The sequence below is a fragment of the Mesorhizobium sp. M7A.F.Ce.TU.012.03.2.1 genome (assembly GCF_004006095.1).
In the GTDB taxonomy this organism is placed as follows: Bacteria; Pseudomonadota; Alphaproteobacteria; order Rhizobiales; family Rhizobiaceae; genus Mesorhizobium.
Window position 1 is genome coordinate 5,722,991 of record NZ_CP034779.1, and the last position, 17,882, is coordinate 5,740,872.

The 17,882-nt window shown below is 62.8% G+C and carries 14 protein-coding genes, 10 pseudogenes and 1 riboswitch; of the genes and pseudogenes, 9 read left to right on the top strand and 15 right to left on the bottom strand.

Annotated features, from left to right (window positions below; translation table 11 throughout):
- Positions 1-29: 29 nt before the first annotated feature.
- From EJ079_RS28415 to EJ079_RS33550, 8 genes and pseudogenes are all read right to left on the bottom strand, one after another.
- Positions 30-164 (bottom strand): annotated as a pseudogene (locus EJ079_RS28415) (iron chelate uptake ABC transporter family permease subunit); the annotation flags it as partial.
- Between the two features lie 33 nt (positions 165-197).
- Positions 198-884, bottom strand: a complete 687-nt coding sequence (locus EJ079_RS28420; RefSeq protein ID WP_127271619.1) for an ABC transporter ATP-binding protein — start codon at positions 882-884, stop codon at positions 198-200.
- Positions 881-1,630, bottom strand: coding sequence for an ABC transporter ATP-binding protein (locus EJ079_RS28425; RefSeq protein WP_127321152.1), 750 nt, complete (start codon positions 1,628-1,630; stop codon positions 881-883). The genes EJ079_RS28420 and EJ079_RS28425 overlap by 4 nt, the downstream gene beginning before the upstream one ends.
- The gene (locus tag EJ079_RS28430; RefSeq protein ID WP_127810777.1) at positions 1,623-2,594 is read right to left on the bottom strand and encodes a branched-chain amino acid ABC transporter permease; all 972 of its coding nucleotides are present in this window, start codon (positions 2,592-2,594) and stop codon (positions 1,623-1,625) included. Before EJ079_RS28430 ends, EJ079_RS28425 begins: the two co-directional genes overlap by 8 nt.
- Positions 2,595-2,602: 8 nt before the next feature.
- A complete protein-coding gene (locus EJ079_RS28435; protein WP_127270515.1) occupies positions 2,603-3,523 on the bottom strand; it encodes a branched-chain amino acid ABC transporter permease in 921 nt (306 codons plus the stop codon).
- Between the two features lie 137 nt (positions 3,524-3,660).
- Positions 3,661-4,797 (bottom strand): ABC transporter substrate-binding protein, encoded by a 1,137-nt coding sequence (locus tag EJ079_RS28440; protein ID WP_127270513.1) that lies wholly within the window; start codon positions 4,795-4,797, stop codon positions 3,661-3,663.
- Positions 4,798-4,839: 42 nt separating this feature from the next.
- Positions 4,840-4,985 (bottom strand): annotated as a pseudogene (locus EJ079_RS33545) (tryptophan 2,3-dioxygenase family protein); the annotation flags it as partial.
- A gap of 1 nt (position 4,986) precedes the next feature.
- Positions 4,987-5,171 (bottom strand): annotated as a pseudogene (locus EJ079_RS33550) (2-aminobenzoate-CoA ligase); the annotation flags it as partial.
- 273 nt (positions 5,172-5,444) lie between these two features.
- Between EJ079_RS33550 and EJ079_RS28455 the strand changes: the two are divergent.
- Positions 5,445-5,786, top strand: a pseudogene (locus EJ079_RS28455) (phosphatidate cytidylyltransferase); the annotation flags it as partial.
- A gap of 25 nt (positions 5,787-5,811) precedes the next feature.
- Here the strand turns inward: EJ079_RS28455 and EJ079_RS28460 are convergent.
- The 3 genes and pseudogenes from EJ079_RS28460 to EJ079_RS28470 form a co-directional block, all read right to left on the bottom strand.
- A pseudogene (locus EJ079_RS28460) lies at positions 5,812-6,171 on the bottom strand (iron ABC transporter permease); the annotation flags it as partial.
- Positions 6,171-6,842: pseudogene (locus tag EJ079_RS28465) on the bottom strand (ABC transporter substrate-binding protein); the annotation flags it as partial. The pseudogenes EJ079_RS28465 and EJ079_RS28460, both read right to left, overlap by 1 nt.
- 49 nt (positions 6,843-6,891) lie before the next feature.
- Complete coding sequence (locus tag EJ079_RS28470; protein WP_127267057.1) at positions 6,892-7,680, bottom strand: ABC transporter ATP-binding protein; 789 nt, start codon at positions 7,678-7,680, stop codon at positions 6,892-6,894.
- Positions 7,681-7,841: 161 nt separating this feature from the next.
- Positions 7,842-8,049, bottom strand: a riboswitch (cobalamin riboswitch).
- A gap of 255 nt (positions 8,050-8,304) precedes the next feature.
- On the opposite strand from EJ079_RS28470, the gene EJ079_RS28475 reads away from it, so the two are divergent.
- Entirely contained in the window at positions 8,305-9,138 is an 834-nt protein-coding gene (locus EJ079_RS28475; protein WP_127331504.1) for an AraC family transcriptional regulator, read from the top strand.
- Positions 9,139-9,142: 4 nt separating this feature from the next.
- Here EJ079_RS28475 and EJ079_RS28480 read toward each other — a convergent pair whose 3' ends face one another.
- The 3 genes from EJ079_RS28480 to EJ079_RS28490 are packed head-to-tail and all read right to left on the bottom strand — an operon-like array spanning position 9,143 to position 12,760.
- Positions 9,143-10,282 carry an alanine racemase gene (locus EJ079_RS28480; RefSeq protein ID WP_164874007.1) on the bottom strand — a complete coding sequence of 380 codons (1,140 nt, stop codon included), beginning with the start codon at positions 10,280-10,282 and terminating at the stop codon, positions 9,143-9,145.
- Positions 10,282-11,559, bottom strand: a complete 1,278-nt coding sequence (locus EJ079_RS28485) for a D-arabinono-1,4-lactone oxidase (protein ID WP_127810779.1) — start codon at positions 11,557-11,559, stop codon at positions 10,282-10,284. Before EJ079_RS28485 ends, EJ079_RS28480 begins: the two co-directional genes overlap by 1 nt.
- 13 nt (positions 11,560-11,572) lie before the next feature.
- Positions 11,573-12,760, bottom strand: coding sequence for an MFS transporter (locus tag EJ079_RS28490; protein ID WP_127810780.1), 1,188 nt, complete (start codon positions 12,758-12,760; stop codon positions 11,573-11,575).
- Between the two features lie 124 nt (positions 12,761-12,884).
- Here EJ079_RS28490 and EJ079_RS28495 point away from each other — a divergent pair, with 124 nt between their 5' ends.
- Complete coding sequence (locus EJ079_RS28495) at positions 12,885-13,511, top strand: TetR/AcrR family transcriptional regulator (protein WP_164761637.1); 627 nt, start codon at positions 12,885-12,887, stop codon at positions 13,509-13,511.
- A gap of 27 nt (positions 13,512-13,538) precedes the next feature.
- On the opposite strand, the gene EJ079_RS28500 is transcribed toward EJ079_RS28495, so the two are convergent.
- Positions 13,539-14,390 carry a hypothetical protein gene (locus tag EJ079_RS28500; RefSeq protein WP_127810781.1) on the bottom strand — a complete coding sequence of 284 codons (852 nt, stop codon included), beginning with the start codon at positions 14,388-14,390 and terminating at the stop codon, positions 13,539-13,541.
- A gap of 112 nt (positions 14,391-14,502) precedes the next feature.
- Between EJ079_RS28500 and EJ079_RS28505 the strand changes: the two genes are divergently transcribed.
- The 6 genes and pseudogenes from EJ079_RS28505 to EJ079_RS28520 all read left to right on the top strand — a co-directional run.
- Positions 14,503-15,300, top strand: a complete 798-nt coding sequence (locus tag EJ079_RS28505; RefSeq protein ID WP_127810782.1) for a class I SAM-dependent methyltransferase — start codon at positions 14,503-14,505, stop codon at positions 15,298-15,300.
- A gap of 165 nt (positions 15,301-15,465) precedes the next feature.
- Positions 15,466-15,576: pseudogene (locus EJ079_RS34250) on the top strand (co-chaperone GroES); the annotation flags it as partial.
- A pseudogene (locus EJ079_RS33615) lies at positions 15,553-15,858 on the top strand (co-chaperone GroES); the annotation flags it as partial. The pseudogenes EJ079_RS34250 and EJ079_RS33615, both read left to right, overlap by 24 nt.
- 4 nt (positions 15,859-15,862) lie before the next feature.
- Positions 15,863-15,961 (top strand): annotated as a pseudogene (locus EJ079_RS34255) (co-chaperone GroES); the annotation flags it as partial.
- 62 nt (positions 15,962-16,023) lie between these two features.
- Positions 16,024-16,788: pseudogene (locus EJ079_RS28515) on the top strand (TCP-1/cpn60 chaperonin family protein); the annotation flags it as partial.
- Between the two features lie 17 nt (positions 16,789-16,805).
- Positions 16,806-17,882: TCP-1/cpn60 chaperonin family protein (locus EJ079_RS28520; protein WP_281040140.1), on the top strand; the 1,077-nt coding region annotated here is incomplete at its 3' end.

The following is a 17,882-nucleotide window of genomic DNA, read 5'->3' on the forward strand; positions in this document are numbered from 1 at the left end:
CCTGTTGCAAGAGCGGTTCATTGGCGCGCTCAGAGCCGGTTTTGGATCAGCATGGTGACGACGAAGAACGCGCCGACGGAGCTGGTGATGATGCCGATCGGCATCTCCTGCGGCAGCAGCAGCGTTCGGGCCAGAAGATCGCTGGCCAGCAACAGCACCGCGCCGGGTCAGTTTGGAAGCCGTTTGACACCCTTTTTTCATACGCCGAGATAGCGGTCCTGAATTTCTGGCGTCAGCGCCTCGGGCGTGCCTTCGAAGACGGTCATACCCTTTTCCAGAACGAAGCAGCGGTCGGCCACAGGTAGAAGCTCGGCAAGCGTCTTGTCGACGATAAGGATCGACTGTCCGCTCGACTTGAGCTTGCGGATTGCTGCCCAGATGTCCTGGCGGATCACAGGTGCCAGACCCTCGGTCGCCTCGTCCAGAATGAGCAGGCTCGGATTGGTCATCAACGCGCGGCCGATGGCTACCATCTGCTGCTCGCCGCCCGACAGTGTACCGGCATATTGGTCGCGGCGTTCGCCGAGACGCGGAAACAGCTCGACAACTTTTTCCAATGTCCACGCGCTGCCGCGTGCTGCGGCCAGCAGGTTCTCCAGTACGGTCAGATTGGGAAAGCAGCGCCTTCCCTCCGGCACCAGACCCAGGCCAAGGCGCGCGATGCGGTGCGGGCGCATGCCGGCGACTTGGCGGCCGCCAAAGCTGATCGAGCCTGAGCGCGGTTTCGCGAGGCCGAGAATGGAATTGATCGTCGTCGTCTTGCCCATGCCGTTGCGGCCCATGAGCGCCACGACCTCACCCGCCCTGACGTCGAGCGAGACGCCGAACAGCGCCTGCGATGCGCCGTAGAAGGTTTCGACGCCGTTGAGTTCCAGCAGGCTCACGCAGCTTCTCCGAGATAGGCCCGGCGCACTTCGGGATCGTTGCGGATCTCGTCCACCGTGCCGGTGGCGATGACGCGGCCATAGACGAGGACCGAGATACGGTCGGCAAGCGCGAAGACGGCATCCATGTCGTGCTCGACGAGCAGGATCGGCGCTTCGTGGCGCAGGCCGTCGAGGAATTTCGTCAACGCTTTCGATCCGTCTGGCCCCATGCCGGCCATCGGCTCGTCGAACAAAAAGGCCTTCGATCCAAGGGCCAACGCAATGGCGATTTCGAGTTGACGGCGTTCGCCATGCGACAGCTCAGCGGCTGGCACGTAGGCGCGCCCGGCAAGGCCGACGCGCTCCAGCATCGCCATCGCCGGTTCTGTCAGGCTCTTGTCGCTCATCACGGGGCGTAAGAAGCGGAAGCTCGTTCCCTGGCGTGCCTGCACCGCCAGCATCACATTGCGCAGCGCGGAAAACTCCTGCGCGAGTGATGAGATCTGGAAGCTGCGGCCGAGCCCAAGCCGCCCGCGGGCCGCCATGTCGAGCCCGGCCATATCCTGGCCGAGAAAGCGGATACTGCCGCTGTCTGGCCGGAGCGAGCCCGAGATCTGGTGGATCAGCGTGCTTTTGCCGGCTCCATTGGGGCCGATCAGCGCGTGGATTTCGCCCGGCTTGAGATCGAGGCTGACGCCGTCGGTGGCCTTCAGCGCGCCGAAAGTCTTTTTGAGATCGCGTATTTCGAGGACCAGCTCAGCCATGACGCGCCTCTCCAGCCAAAAGGCCAAGCAGCCCGCCGCGCGCGAACAAAACGACGCCGAGCAGGATCAGGCCAAGGAAGAACTGCCAGCGTTCGGTGAAGCCGCCAAGCGCGAATTCGAACAGCACGTAAAGCATCGCGCCCGCAACCGGGCCGAACAGCCGACCCTTGCCGCCAAGGATGATGAGCACGATCAGCTCGCCCGACATGTGCCAGGACAGCATCGAGGGGCTGACGAAGCGGTTGAGATCGGCAAACAGCGCGCCGGCGAGGCCTGTGACCATGGCAGAGATGGCGAAGGCAACGAGCCTGATGTTGAAGGGTGCGATGCCGACGGCGGACAGCCTGGTCGCGTTCTGCCGTGCCGCCTGCAATGCGGCACCGAAGCGCGATCCGCGCAGCAGCCAGAACAGGCCAAGTGCTGCCATCAGCACGACATAGCAGATCAGGAAATAGGTCAGGGGCTGCGCCGTGTTCATACCGGGAAAGCCATTGCGGACATAGATCGACAGCCCGTCCTCGCCGCCATAGGCCGGCCAGGAGATGGCGAAGTAGTAGATCATCTGCGCGAAAGCGAGCGTGATCATGATGAAATAGACGCCCGTCGTGCGCAGGCTGATCGCGCCGATCGGCAAGGCGACAAGGCCGCAAACCAGGATAGCCACCGACCAGATGACCGGCATCGAGGTCGTGCCTTGCAGGCCAAACAACAGCGGTTCGGCGTTGAAGGCATGGGTCGCCAGGATGCCGGCGGCATAGCCGCCAAGGCCGAAGAAGGCGGCGTGGCCAAAGGATACCAGCCCGCCAAGACCAAGCGCGATGTTGAGCCCGACAGCAGCGAGCGCAAGGATCGTAATGCGCGTGGCAAGCGTGACGTAGAATTGCTCGCCCATTGCAGACGCACTGAACGGGATCGCTAGCAGCAGAAGTGCCAGCAGTATATTGATGATGGTTTCGCGGCTCATGGTGGCCCTTACGACTGCGCCGCAAACAGGCCGCTTGGCCTGAAAGCGAGGATCAGGGCCATGACTATGTAGATCAGCATGGAGGCAAGTGAGGCACCGATCAGCCCGGCCTGTGCCGTCGGCATCATCAACGCCAGCGCCTTGGGCAGGAGGAAGCGGCCCATCGTGTCGACGAGGCCGACGAGGATGGCACCGAACAGCGCGCCCTTGATCGAGCCGATGCCGCCGATGACGATGACCACGAAGGCGAGGATGAGTGCTGGCTCGCCCATGCCGACCTGCACCGATTGCAGCGCACCGACCAGCGCGCCGGCAAGGCCGGCAAGGGCAGCACCTAGCGCGAAGACAACAGTGTAGAGCGTGCGGATGTCGACGCCGAGGGCTGCGATCATCTCGCGGTCGGATTCGCCGGCGCGGATGCGCATGCCGAGACGGGTGCGCGAGATCAGCAGATAGAGCCCCACAGCAACGGCGATGCCGACGCCGATAATGGCGAGGCGGTAGAGCTGGTACTGGCCACCGCCGGGCAGGGGCACCGCGCCTTGCAGCAGCGGTGGGATGTCGAGATAAAGCGGAAACGAGCCAGACAGCCAGCGCGTGCCTTCCGAAAAGATCAGGATCAGCGCAAACGTCGCCAGCACCTGGTCAAGATGGTCGCGCTCATAAAGCCTGCGGATGACAACGATCTCCATGACCGCACCGGCGGCTGCCGCAGCGATCAGGCTCGCCACCAGACCGATCCAGAACGAACCAGTGGCGGCGGCGACCGTGGCACAGGCAAAGGCGCCGACCATGTAGAGCGAGCCATGGGCGAGGTTGATCAGGCCCATGACTCCGAAGATCAGCGTCAGGCCGGCGGCCATGAGGAACAGCATCACTCCGAGCTGCAGCCCGTTGAGAAGTTGTTCGATCAGAAGGGCGATGGACAAATGAAAGATCCGGACTGTGGTTCAAGGCGGGGAATGCCGAAGCAAGCCGCTGCAAGATACGGCGATGCGGCCTCGCCGCGGCCCCGGCCCCGTCGATGACGAGGCCGGCACTTTAGCAAAGCGGATGCAGCCTTGGGCTACATCTTGCACTGGTCGGCATAGGCGTCCTTGTGGTGTTCGAAGGCGGTGGCGATGATCTTGTTGGTCAAGACATCGCCTTCCTTTACCACCTCACGGACGTAGATGTTCTGGACCGGATGATTGTTGGTGTTGAAGGTGAACTCGCCGCGCACCGACTTGAAATCGGCTGCCTTGAGGGCCGCGCGGAACGCGTCCTTGTCCTTAACACTGGCCTTGGACAGCGCGGACAGGATCAGGTTCGCCGTATCCCAGCTCTGGGCGGCGTAGATTGAGGGCAGGCGATTGTATTCGGCCTTGAAGGCCTCGACGAACTGCTTGTTGGCTTCGTTGTCGAGGTCCCTGGACCAGCTCGCCGAGTTCTTGACGCCGAGGGCTGCGTCGCCAACCGCGGGCAAAATGTCCTGGTCGAAGGAGAAGCCAGGACCCATGACCGGGATGTTCACGCCCGACTGGGCGTACTGCTTCATGAAGGAAATGCCCATGCCGCCAGGCAGGAAGAAGAACACCGAGTCGGCACCGGAATCGCGGATCTGGGCGATCTCGGCGGCGTAGTCGGCCTGGCCGATCTGGGTGTAGGCCTCGCCTGCCAGCTCGCCCTTGTAGTAGCGCTTGAAGCCGGTCAGCGAATCCTTGCCAGCCGGGTAGTTGGGCGCGAGGATGAAGGTCTTCTTGTAGTCCTTGTTGGCGTACTGACCCATCGCCTCATGGAAATTGTCGTTCTGGTAGGCGACGTTGAAATAGTTCTTGTTGCACTTGGCGCCGGCAAGCGCCGACGGGCCGGCATTGGGCGACAGATAGATGACGTCCTGCGCCACCGCGTTGGGCACCACCGCCATCGCCAGGTTCGACCAGATGATACCGGTGAGCAGGTCGACCTTGTCGCTCTGGATCATCTTTTCGGCGAGCTGCACCGCGATCTCGGGCTTCTGGGCATCGTCTTCGATGACCAGCTCGACATCTTTGTTGCCGGACTGTTTCATCGCCAGCGTAAAGGCATCGCGCATGTCGACGCCGAGACCCGCACCGCCGCCCGAAAGCGTGGTGATGACGCCGATCTTGACGGGTTCGGCATAGGCAAGGCCAGATGTGGCCAGCGACAAAGCGAACATGCTGGATGCCAGGATATTCTTCATTTTTCTCTCCTTCCCAGTGTTTTCAATATAGATAAAATAGCTTTAGAGCCGGGTGCGAACTTTCCAGAGTTCAGTGAACAGTTCAACCTCCAGCATCTCTTCAGACACGAAGCGCCCGACGTGCCGCCGGTGCTGCGTTTCATGCCGATGATGCGTTCGACTGTGGTGACATGATTGAAGCGCCAGCGCCCGGCCATTGCCGATCGGCGCGGTGTGGTCACCCAGACCCTTTTCGACCAGACGTCGGTCAGTTCGACACCGGCATTAAGGTATTCGGGGTAGTCGAAGCCATCGAGCAGGAAGTTCGGCCACTGTTCCTCGGGCGGAAGGTTGTCGCGCGTGAAAGTGTCGATATGCGCTGACGGTCCAAGCATTCTGCGGCTGTCCCCTAGATGCTCGTTGCCACGGTCTTGTCGCCGTGCGTGTGTTTGAATACGCAACTTGCCGGGAGGCTTGGCGCCGACGCCGGGCTGGTCATCCGCATATGCGGCAGCACCCGGCGCGATCGAATATGCGACCGGCATTTGGCACAGCGAGACCTCCCACGCTCTCGACTGACGATTGAGAGTTGCACCAGACCAAATTTATTTCAAGCCTAAACTTTTTACCCTGCCCGAGCGTTGGTGCACAAATGCGGCATGTTCGCCATCTTCGGCAAGCTCTTTGGAAAACACCGTTTTTCGCCGAACGTCTCGCCGTCGAAAACCTGGGAAGGCCCGATCGGCGGACTGGTGTCGGCGAGCCTGCTGGGCGCGTTGTTGTCATTCGTCACGCCCTTTTCGCCGCTACAGGCAGCGGGCGTGGCCTTCGTCGCCTGCTCGATGGGATTTCTTGGCGGGTTGGTCGCCTCGGCCATCAAGCGCGACCAGGGCGTCAAGGACTGGGGCCATCTGATCGAAGGCCATGGCGGCATGATGGACCGCACCGACAGCCTGGTCTTCGCTGCCCCGGTGTTCTTTCACCTCGTGCGCTATTTCTGGACGGTGTGATCCGGCGCCCAGTTGCCCACCGCACTCACAGCCGGTTGCGGATGAGCATGGTGACGACGAAGAACGCGCCGACCGAGCTGGTGATGATGCCGATCGGCAGTTCCTGCGGCGGCAGCAGCGTTCGGGCCAGAAGATCGCTGGCCAGCAACAGCACCGCGCCGAAGACGGCACAGCTGGCAACCAGGCGCAGATGCAAGGGACCCGCCAGCGGCCGTGACAGATGCGGGATCATCAGTCCGACGAAGCCGATAACGCCGGCGACCGAGACCAGGATCGCCGTCGAGAAGGCAGCGACGAGAAAGGTCATCCTGCGCATGCGCGCCACCGGCACGCCAAGACTTTCGGCGGCATTTTCGCCGGCCAGGAAAGCATCGAGCCGGCGGTGTCGCCGCCGGCGGCTGATATCATGGCGCTGGGGATGGCGAACTTGCCTGCGGTGAACGGTTTGTCCTCGCCGGAATCATAGAGAAACACTCGCGTTGCCTTGCCGTTGCCGACCTTGGCGGTGATGTCGGCGAGCCGCGTCTTCCAGCCGGCAACAAGCTTCTCCGCCTCGGCCTCCTTGCCGAAGATCTTGCCCAGCTTTTCGACGTCGCCATAGAGCAGGTCCATCGAGGCGGCTGGACGGCTCTTGTCGAGATGGACGCAGCTTTCCGTCAGCACCAGCGTCTTGATGCCGTGCGGGGCAAGCGTATCGGGTGTCACCTCGCCGCCCGGCTTCATGCCATAATACCAGCCGGCGAAGAAGAAATCCGGCTCGACCGCGACGAGGTTTTCGAGCGTCGGATATTTCGGCGCCAGTTCCGGGATCGAACCCTGCTCGGCCTTGAATTCGGGACCCACCTTGTACCATCCGGTGATGCCGGTCAGGCCGACGATCGACGGCTGCAGTTTCAGCGCGAAAGCCATCTCGGCCATGTTGAGATCCTGGATGACGGCGCGCTTCGGCGGCGCATCGAAGGTCAGCGGCTTGCCGCAGCTGTCGACCGTGACCGGGAAGGCCAGGGCTGTCGAGGCCAGCAGCGAGAAGACAAGCGAAAAGGCCAGGCGTTTCACGGGTTTGCTCCTTGTGGATGGGATTGGGTCGACTACGAAATGGCTTCAATCACGTCGGCGGCGCGGCACGGTTCGGCACATCGAACACCGTCAGTTCGCGGTCTTCGGTCGGATGGCGCAGACGCAGCACATCGATGCCGAAAATCTCGCGGATCAGCTTTTGGGTCAGCGCTTCGCGCGGTGCGGCGAGCGCTTGCAGACGGGCATGGTTCATCACCGCCACCCTGGTGGCGAACGGTGCCACCAGCGCCAGATCGTGCAGCACCGCGATCACCGTCATCTCGAAGCCTGCCACGAGGTCGAGCAGTTCGCCGCGGGCACGCGGGTCGAGATGGTTGGTCGGCTCGTCGAGGAACAGGATTTTTGGCTGCTGGGCGATAGCGCGCGCAAGTTGGGCGCGCTGGCGCTCGCCGCCCGACAGCGAGCCGATGGTGCGGCCAAATAGCGGCAGCAGGCCGGTCCGGCGCAGTGCATCGACGACGATCTCGCGCTCCTCGCTCCTGCGCCGCAGCCCGGCGTGCGGAACCCGGCCAAGCTCGACATAGTCGATCACCGCCAGCCGCGGATCGGGCTGGTCGGTCTGGCCGACCACGGCAATGTGCAGCGCCCGTTCGGCGGCTGAAATCCTGTCCAGGCGGCGCCCGCCGAGCTTCACCTCGCCGGAGCTCGGACGCAGCATGCCCGACAGCATGCGCAGCAGCGTCGTCTTGCCGGCGCCGTTGGGACCGATGATGGCAAGGCGATCGCCGGCGGCCACCGAGAAGCTGACCGCCTGAACCAGATCCCGCCCGTTCGCCGTGACGCAGAGGTCACGGGCTTCGAGAAGCGCTACGGTCATCGGCTGCTGCCCGCCGGCTTGCCGGGACGGCAAAGCGTATATACGACGATGCGATGGATGGAGCCGTCCAACTTTCCGTCACTTTCAAAAACTGGCGACGGAAGGAAGCTGGCGAACCGGCCGACAAGACCGGGCCTCGCGTTTCCTCCCGGCACACCCCGTCCGGTCAACTCAGTGATGGCAGGTCTCCTGGCTCACGGGTCGTTGCGCCATCAAGCCTTCCCAGCCTTGCCGGCCAGTGGCATTCACGGATTTTGCTCGCCGCTTACAGTTGCGGGGGCAGCCACGGTCTCGACCTGAGCAGGCCTCACCGTGTTCCCTTTTCACCCCTCGCCTTTCGACTCGGGGACCATCACCGCTTCAGCGTAGGTTTCCCCCAATCGCTCCGCAATGGATTTCTCGGACGGAGTGGTGGGCCAGCTAAGGGAAACAGGCATCGCATGCTCTCTTTATGTAATAATATAACATACCTAAGAGATGACGCCGGTCGCTGTCAAGCGAAAGCTCATGGGGCGGTTGGCCGGATGGCGACCGGCATCGGCGCAGATTGCACGGGATGCGCAATTTCGATCAAACTGGCCGTGCCAGGAAACGGCAGGATGATCTGGCCAATGCGAGGAGAAAATGGACCCGACCGAGAAAGCGCTGTGGTTCGTCGAAAGCCATCTGCCGGAGGCGATCTCGCTTGATGATGTCGCGCAAAGCAGCGGCGTGTCGCGTTTTCATGTGACGCGCGCCTTCGGCGCCGCCACCGGCCGGTCGGTGATGGGCTACATGCGCTCACGCCGGCTGACCGAGGCGGCGCGCAAGCTGGCGGGCGGGGCGCCCGACATCCTCGCCGTCGCGCTCGACGCCGGCTACAACTCGCATGAGGCGTTCACCCGTGCCTTCCGCGATCAGTTCGGCACCACGCCGGAACTGGTGCGCGCGCAGGGCACACTCGACAAGCTCGACCTCGTGGAGCCGATCCTGATGGACCAGTCCCTCCTCACCAATCTCGAACCGCCGCGTTTCGAGACCAGCCGGCCGTTCCTGATCGCCGGCCTCGGCGAACGCTACAGCTGCGAAACCAGCGCCGCCATCCCGATGCAGTGGCAGCGCTTCGGCCCCTATATCGGCAACATTCCGGGCGAGACCGGCGACGTCGCCTATGGCGTCTGCGTCAACGGCGACGATGCCGGCAATTTCGACTACATCGCCGGCGTCGAAGTGTCTGACTTCTCCGACCTGCCCAGGGACTTCTACCGGGTGCGGGTGCCGGCGCAGAAATATGCGGTCTTTGCCCACCGCGAACACATCTCGACCATCCGCCGTACGGTCAATACGATCTGGAACAAATGGCTGCCGGCCTCCGGGCATGAGATCGCGGACGCGCCGGAATTCGAACGCTACGGCCCTGAATTCGACCCGCGCAGCGGCAAGGGCGGGCTGGAGATATGGATACCGGTGAAGGCGTAGTCGGTCAGGCCATCGGCAGCGCCGGCCAGCGATCGGCGATCCGGCCGCCGGAAAACACCGCGATCGACCCGAACTGCTGCAGCACGGCTTCGCTCTGCGTCGGCCTTAGAAACGCGTAGTCGCCGGGCTTTGCGGTCGCGTCGGCGGGCAAGCCCATGAATTGCTGGTTGGAGGACAGGCCGAGCAGCCCGTTCGCCTTCATGCCTTCTGGGAAGACCGGCTCGGCCATCCACTTGCCGCCATAGAGGTAGCAACCCTTGCGCGGGAACCGGCCGAGCGCCTGCAGCAGGCGGGTGACGGCCGGCGGGCCGGGCAGCATCGGCTCGACCATTTTCAGGATCGGCGTGGCGATGAAGGCCGCCGGCTGGAAGCCGTCGAGGCCTGGCGTATCGAAGTCGCTGGGCAGCACAAAGGCCGAGCCCATCGAGACCTCATTGGCCGCGCCGCCATGATGAAGCAGCGCGGTCTTGCTGCCGCCGATGTTCAGGATGCGGCGCTGGTCGGCGCCGAGACAGGCGACGAATGCCGCAGCCTGCGCCGACGCCTTGGTCAATGCCTTTGCCGGTCCGCCGAAAAGGCCGGGGATGAGCGGCGCATGCGCCTCGTAGGCCATGACGCCTTCGCAATGCAGCCGGGCCGGCAACGCGCTCAACGCCTTCGACAAGGCTGCGGGATCAGCAAAACCGCCGCGATGCAGCCCGACATCGATCTCGAAAGCGATGCGCAGGCCGATGCCGAGTTCGCCAGCGAGGGCGCCATATTCCGCCAGTCTCTCCTCGCTGTCGATCAGCCAGCAGACGCGCGACCAGTCGGTATCGGCTTTCACCAGCGCCGCCCTTGCCGCGCCGATCGGCATCGGCTTGCCGTAGAGCAGATCGGCATCCGGGAACGCCTTCAGCACCGCCTCGCTGATCGGCGGGTGGAAGGTCATGAAGCGCTCACTGCCAAGCGCCTTGGCAATATACGCAAGCAGCGGCATGCAGGCGAGCGATTTGTCGACCAGCCGCACGGCCAGGCCGGGATCCACTCTCCCCTTCGCCAGGGCAATGTTGCTGTCCAGCCGGTCGCGATCGAGCAGCAGGCAGGGCTGGAAGATGCCGGCTTCCTTCAGCGCATCCGAGAGGGTGGAAAAATAGGTGGTCATCATTCGATGCCGAACAAGCCGGCCATATAGGGCGAGACGAAGCGGTTTTGCGGATCGACGTCGCGGCGCACCGCCATGGCGTCGTCCCAGCGCGGATAGAGCTTTTTCAGATCCGCCGCTTTCAGGCTGTGCATCTTGCCCCAATGCGGCCTGCCGCCATATCTGCGGAAGATCGGCTCTGCCGCCCGCATGAACGGCAACGGATCGTTCGCTGCATCATGGTGGATGGCGATGGAGCAGGTCAGCCTGTTGTAGAATGGCGAAAGCCAGAACTGGTCCGGCGCGACCGAGCGCACCTCCATCGGGAAATAGACCTCGGGAAAACGCTTCTCAGTCAGCTCGATGATCTCGGCCAGCGCCTTCGGCCCCTCCTCGAACGGCAAATGATATTCCATCTCGTTGAACTTGGTCTGCCGGTCGCTGGCATAGACGTTGAGCCAGTCCTGCACGTAGTCCTCTGCGGGAAATCTGGCGGCCGCCGAACGGATCAGGCGGCCACGCAGCGATGGCAGCCAGGCAAGTGAGGTGCGCAGCCGACGCAGCGTCCTCAAACCCGCCTCGTCCTCTTCCGGCGGCCGTGCGGTGGGTGCGGCGTCGCTGAAATCGCTGGCGATGAACTGCGCATAGCCGGAGAACGGAATGTAGTAGAATTCGGCCGAGCGATGCGCGGCCATCATCGCCTCGAAATCGCGCAGCATCTCAGTGATCGGCAGCACATATTTGCGGCGGCGCAACCGGTAGGTCGCGATGTTGTTCAGCGTCACTTCGGTGAGCACGCCGAAAGCGCCGAGCGCGACGCCCATGGCGTGGAGCATGTCCTGATCCCCTGCCCGCTTGAAGTCGCGGACCTTGCCGAGCCCGTCGACGATCTGCACCGTCTCCAACTGCGTGTGATAGGCGCCGAGCGTCGGTCCCGAGCCATGCGTGGCGGTACCCAGCGCGCCGCCGATCGCCTGGCGGTCGATGTCGCCCATATTGGGCAGGCCCTGGCCAATGCCTTGCAGGATGCGCATCAGCGGGCCGAGCCGGGTCCCTGCCCGCACCCGCGCCCGATGTGTTTCGGCGTCGTGCGAGACCAGCCCTTCCAGCCTCTCCAGGGACAGGATCGTGCCTTGCGATTTCACCAGCGGCGTGAAGGAATGACCGGCACCGGCGACGCGCACCGGGCCAGGCGCGGTCCGGACGAGATCACCGAGTTCACCGGCATCGCCGGGGCTGGCGATCAGCTTGGGCTCGGCGCTTACAAAGCCCGACCAGTTGCTCCAAATGTTCGACATGCCACCTCCCCGCTCAGGCAACCGCACGACGGTGACGCGACACAAGGACGAAGAGACCGAGCAGCGCCACGCTGGCCACCGCGCTGGCGGCGGCGAATTCCGGAACTGGCCGGAAATCCTTGCCATCGATGAGCAGCGACGCTGCGATCGGCCCGATCGCCAGGCCGAAAAGCTGGGCTGCCGGCACCAGCAGCACGGCGGTCCGCGTCTCGTCGGCGGTGATCGCCAGACGTATCTGGTAGGGCACGATGAACAGCAGGATAAAGCCCATGGCCAAGGCAGCGACCCAGAACGTTGTCAGGCCAGGGCTACTGGCAAGAACCAGGGAGCTGACAAGCGCGACGACGCCGATCGCCGCGATGGCAAGGCGATAATCGATGCGCGCCTCGAACACGGTGGCCGTCATAGCACCCAGGACCTGCACGGCGAGGCTGGCCGAGACGATCAGGCCGACGGTGCGGCCATCGATGCCATACTGTGCGCCAAGCGGTTCCAGAAAGGCCCAGACCGCGCCGAAGAACATGAAATAGCAGAAGACGGACAGCAGCGCGGTCGTTGAGGGAAGCGTCAGCACATTGACCAGGTTCTCCTCCTTGGGCAGGTCGGCATAGTCACCGGGAACAGTGAAGGCGACCACCAGCGACACGACGCAGACGACGGCAAGAACGATGAAGCCGCCCGCCGACCCTGCGGCCGGGATGACATAGAGCGCCAGCAACAGGGCGAGCGCGCATTGCGCCAGCGTCTGCATGGTGACGAAATAGCCGCCGATGCGCTCGGCGCGCCGCGAGCGGGCGATCAGTTCGGTGGCGATGGCGACCAGACCGCCCTCGGCGAGCCCGGCCAGGGCGCGGGCCACAATCAGCGTGCCGGCGCTCGCGGCATAAGCCGTCCACACATTGGCCAGTGCCAGCAGCAGCAGAAGGACGGCACTTTTCCAGCGCATGTGGTGCGCCGAAAGCAGCATCGCCACGACAGCCGAACCGATGGCAATAGCGATCATCTCGGCTGTGGCGACCAGCGCCAGTTCGTCGCCGCTGACATGGCCCTCAGTGTAAAGGGCGCCGAGCAGCACAGGTTGCAGGCCGAGAATGAGCAGGCCGACCGAACCGATCCACAGGGCTGAGGCGAGCTGCCAGCCGGTCGGATTGCCGACCAGCCAGTCGCCACTGCCTGCGTGGCCGGTATCTGTCGAAGCCAAAGGCGCCTCCCAACGTCCTTGCCGTGCGGCAAAAAAGCTGACAACCTGTCAGTATTTCAGAAACTGATACTTGATCATATTTCTTGTCAACCGGAATTTGGGAAGCCGTGCGAAAGATCGGTGCATGACGGAATTGAAGAGAATGGCGACCGAGCCGAGGCGCAGGCCCAAGCAGGAACGCAGCCGCGAGCGCATCGACGCGATCCTGTCGACGACCATGCGGCTGATCGGAGAAAAGGGTATCGACGCCGTCACCATGAAGGAAGTCGGCATGCTGGCGGGCGGGCCGATCGCCACCGTCTACCACTATTTTCCCAACAAATCGGCGATCCTGGCGATGCTCTATGAGCGGTTTTCAGAGGTCAGCCGGGCACGGCTGACGACGATCATCGCCGAAATCCGCGAGGCGAACGACGTGATCGTGGCCGCTGACCGGCTGCTCGATGATTATCTCAGCCGTGTCGCCGGCGATCCGGCCATCCAGGATCTGCAGAACGCCATCCAGGCCGACAAGGCGCTCAAAAACCTCGATATCGCCGAAACCCGACACCAGGCCAAAATGTTCTGCGACCACGTCATCGCCTTGCTCGAGCCCGAGAGGCGCGAGCAGTTCGAACGCATGGTCCTGCTGATCTTCCAGCTCGCCGGCGGCGTGGTGCGCCTGGCGCTCGCCGAGGGCGAAGCGGAAAGCCGCCAGACCATCGAGGATTACCGGTCTATCATTCACACGCAGCTGCGGCTGTTTCTATAGGGCGTCCGCGGCGATCTCAGCCGCGGCCTATTTCGCTCGAGGGATGAGGCCTTCGAAGCCGTGTGTCAGATCGAAAGCGCCGGCCGCGAACATCTTGACGAGATTTTGCGGACGGCCGGGAGTCTTGTTTGCGTCGAGGAGGACGGCCCTGCCCTCATGCATGACGAAATCGAATTTTCCATAGTCAAAGCCGAGTTCACGCCGACGCTCACGCAATTCGTCGGGCACCGGGACGGACTCGCGCCGGATCGTCTCCGCTGCCTTGACCAGGCCGTTCGGGGAGACGTAGCGGGTGCAGCGCTCGCGCTCTCCGCAAAACACCCAGAAACGAACAGCAAAACCGTCGGGTTCTCTCTCCGGAATGAACTTTTCCACGACGAGATCGTCGCAATCAAAGACGCCATCTGGAACGTCGCCGAGAGATCCATGGACCTCATAAGGATGCAAGGCTGGCAAGCGCGGAAACGGCTGCTGTTTCCCGGCACGCTCGGATCGCCGGTTGAGGAGCGTCTCCGGAATACCCCGATTGTTGAGATTGCTTTTGACGATCACCTGACCTTGCCAGCTGTCGGTTCTGTCGACCAATGCGCCGCTGATCCGCCGCTTGGATATGTCGGCGGCGCCGATGTTGAGGCAGAAGGCAAAACTCCGGGCGTAGTCGACATAGTCCGCGGGCGTCACCGTGGCATCGACATGCAATACCGCCATATCGCCGCTGACCGGCTTCGACAGGCCTTGCTGAACCTGAACCGAGTGGCCGCGCCTTTTCAATTCCGCAAGAATGTCGAACAGCATGTATGGGCTGCTCCTGCGCAGCAGGATGTCGCGCCTGCCCAGGAACCTGTCATGCTCGTGCGTTATCACAACGATGCGCGCCACTATCTACCTCTTGGACTGTCCGTAAATTCTTGAAATGTCTTGGCTTGTCCGACGACCTCTATTAAGCCCCGGCGGGTATCCAAATCCAGGCGTCCAGGGGCCAATAAATTGCATGACAAATCATTGGGACGATTACCACCGCCATTGGAAACTTCTGGAAGCGCCGCTCCGGCCAACAGCGGAAACCGTCGCTATATTCGATCGCGAACTTGATCTCGGAAATGCCGATGTCCTCCTCTTGGGGGTGACCCCGGAATTGGCAATTCTGGGCAAGTCGATGTTGGCGGTCGACCAGTCGGCGGCCATGATTTCCGGCGTATGGGCCGGCGACGACGGCTCGCGAAGGGCAATCGCCGGCAACTGGCTTAACCTGCCCGTGGATCACGCAAGCATCGACGCCGTCATCGGCGACGGATGCCTGTCGGCGGTCGATTCCCAGGCGGCGCGCAGTTCGTTGTTTGGCGAGGTCGCCAGGGTACTGAAGCCTGGCAGGCGCGCAGCGATCCGCGTCTTCGCACGACCGGAAACGGCAGATGATCTGCGCGGCATCGAAGCTCTGGCTCTGGCCGGCGGGGTCGAGAATTTCCACGCGCTCAAATGGCGGATCGCGATGGCGTCCACGACGAACGACCGCGATTTCGCCATCAAGGTGGCGACAATCCGCGATACCTTCGGCAGCCTGTTCCCAGACCGCGAAGCTCTTGCCGCAAGAACGGGTTGGAGCATGACCTCGATCAACACGATCGACGTCTATGCCGGCTCGGACATAGGCTACAGTTTCGCGACGCTGGCCACGCTGATCGAAGAGGCCGCCGACTGGTTCGGCGAGGTGCGCGTCGTGCCGAGCGGCAGCTATCCGCTGGCCGAACGGTGCCCGCTTCTGGTACTCGGTTCGGCCAGGCACCGGTAAGTTCATCATCATGCCGCCAAGAGGCGCTCCGAGCGCCTTGACTCCGGCGCGCCGCCAGCCTATTTCAGCGCCACGTTAGCACTCGCCTTTGGTGAGTGCTAACCACATGTCCGGCGCCGCCGGATGGAGGAACTGTTTCTCACCGTTCTCATCGAGGAAGAAAAAATGGCAAAGTCGAAGTTCCGCCCGCTTCATGACCGCGTGGTCGTTCGCCGGGTCGAATCCGAATCCAAGACCGCTGGCGGGATCATCATCCCCGACACGGCAAAGGAAAAGCCGCAGGAAGGCGANCATGACCGCGTGGTCGTTCGCCGGGTCGAATCCGAATCCAAGACCGCTGGCGGGATCATCATCCCCGACACGGCAAAGGAAAAGCCGCAGGAAGGCGAGATCATCGCCGTCGGCTCCGGCGCTCGTGACGAAGCTGGCAAGCTGGTCCCGCTGGACGTCAAGGCCGGCGACCGCATCCTGTTCGGCAAGTGGTCGGGCACCGAAGTCAAGCTCAATGGCGAAGACCTTCTGATCATGAAGGAATCCGACATCATGGGCATCATCGGCTNACCGCATCCTGTTCGGCAAGTGGTCGGGCACCGAAGTCAAGCTCAATGGCGAAGACCTTCTGATCATGAAGGAATCCGACATCATGGGCATCATCGGCTGATATCAGGCCTTTCCGTCAACTGAATTCCCGGGCTCGATCAAAGCCCCTGCCAGGAGCTAAAAATGGCTGCCAAAGACGTAAAATTCTCCCGTGATGCCCGCGAGCGCATGCTGCGCGGCGTCAACATYCTCGCCGACGCGGTGAAGGTCACGCTCGGCCCCAAGGGCCGCAACGTSGTCATCGACAAGTCGTTCGGCGCCCCGCGCATCACCAAGGACGGCGTCACCGTCGCCAAGGAAATCGAGCTTGAAGACAAGTTCGAGAACATGGGCGCGCAGATGGTCCGCGAAGTTGCTTCGAAGACCAACGACATCGCCGGCGACGGCACCACGACCGCAACCGTTCTGGCNGTCCGCGAAGTTGCTTCGAAGACCAACGACATCGCCGGCGACGGCACCACGACCGCAACCGTTCTGGCACAGTCGATCGTCCAGGAAGGCCACAAGGCCGTTGCCGCCGGCATGAACCCGATGGACCTGAAGCGCGGCATCGATCTGGCCGTGACCGAAGTCGTCGCGGCGCTCGGCAAGGCTGCCAAGAAGATCAAGACCTCCGAGGAAGTTGCCCAGGTCGGCACGATCTCGGCCAATGGCGACGAGTCGGTCGGCAAGATGATCGCGGAAGCGATGCAGAAGGTCGGCAACGAAGGCGTCATCACGGTTGAGGAAGCCAAGACCGCCGAGACCGAACTCGAAGTCGTCGAAGGCATGCAGTTCGACCGCGGCTACCTCTCGCCCTACTTCGTCACCAACGCCGACAAGATGGTTGCCGAGCTCGAGGACGTCTACATCCTCCTGCACGAGAAGAAGCTGTCCAACCTCCAGGCCNGGACAAGTTCGAGAACATGGGCGCGCAGATGGTCCGCGAAGTTGCTTCGAAGACCAACGACATCGCCGGCGACGGCACCACGACCGCAACCGTTCTGGCACAGTCGATCGTCCAGGAAGGCCACAAGGCGGTTGCCGCCGGCATGAACCCGATGGACCTGAAGCGCGGCATCGACCTCGCGGTAACCGACGTCGTTGCGACCCTGATCAAGAACGCCAAGAAGATCAAGACCTCCGAAGAGGTTGCCCAGGTCGGCACCATCGCCGGCAACGGCGACGAGTCGGTCGGCAAGATGATCGCCGAAGCGATGCAGAAGGTCGGCAACGAAGGCGTCATCACGGTTGAAGAAGCCAAGACCGCCGAGACCGAACTCGAAGTCGTCGAAGGCATGCAGTTCGACCGCGGCTATCTCTCGCCCTACTTCGTCACCAACGCCGACAAGATGGTTGCCGAGCTCGAGGACGTCTACATCCTCCTGCACGAGAAGAAGCTGTCCAACCTCCAGGCCATGCTGCCGGTTCTCGAAGCCGTCGTGCAGACCTCGAAGCCGTTGCTGATCATCTCGGAAGACGTCGAAGGCGAGGCTCTCTCGCCCTACTTCGTCACCAACGCCGACAAGATGGTTGCCGAGCTCGAGGACGTCTACATCCTCCTGCACGAGAAGAAGCTGTCCAACCTCCAGGCCATGCTGCCGGTTCTCGAAGCCGTCGTGCAGACCTCGAAGCCGYTGCTSATCATCTCGGAAGACGTCGAAGGCGAGGCTCTGGCCACGCTGGTCGTCAACAAGCTRCGTGGCGGCCTGAAGATCGCCGCCGTCAAGGCGCCGGGCTTCGGTGATCGCCGCAAGGCCATGCTGGAAGACATCGCCATCCTCACCGGTGGCCAGGTCATCTCGGAAGAYCTCGGCATCAAGCTCGAGAACGTCGGCCTCAACATGCTCGGCCGCGCCAAGAAGGTGTCGATCTCCAAGGAGAACACCACCATCGTCGACGGCGCCGGCAAGAAGGCCGAGATCCAGGGCCGCGTCGCCCAGATCAAGCAGCAGATCGAAGAGACCACTTCGGACTACGACAAGGAGAAGCTGCAGGAACGC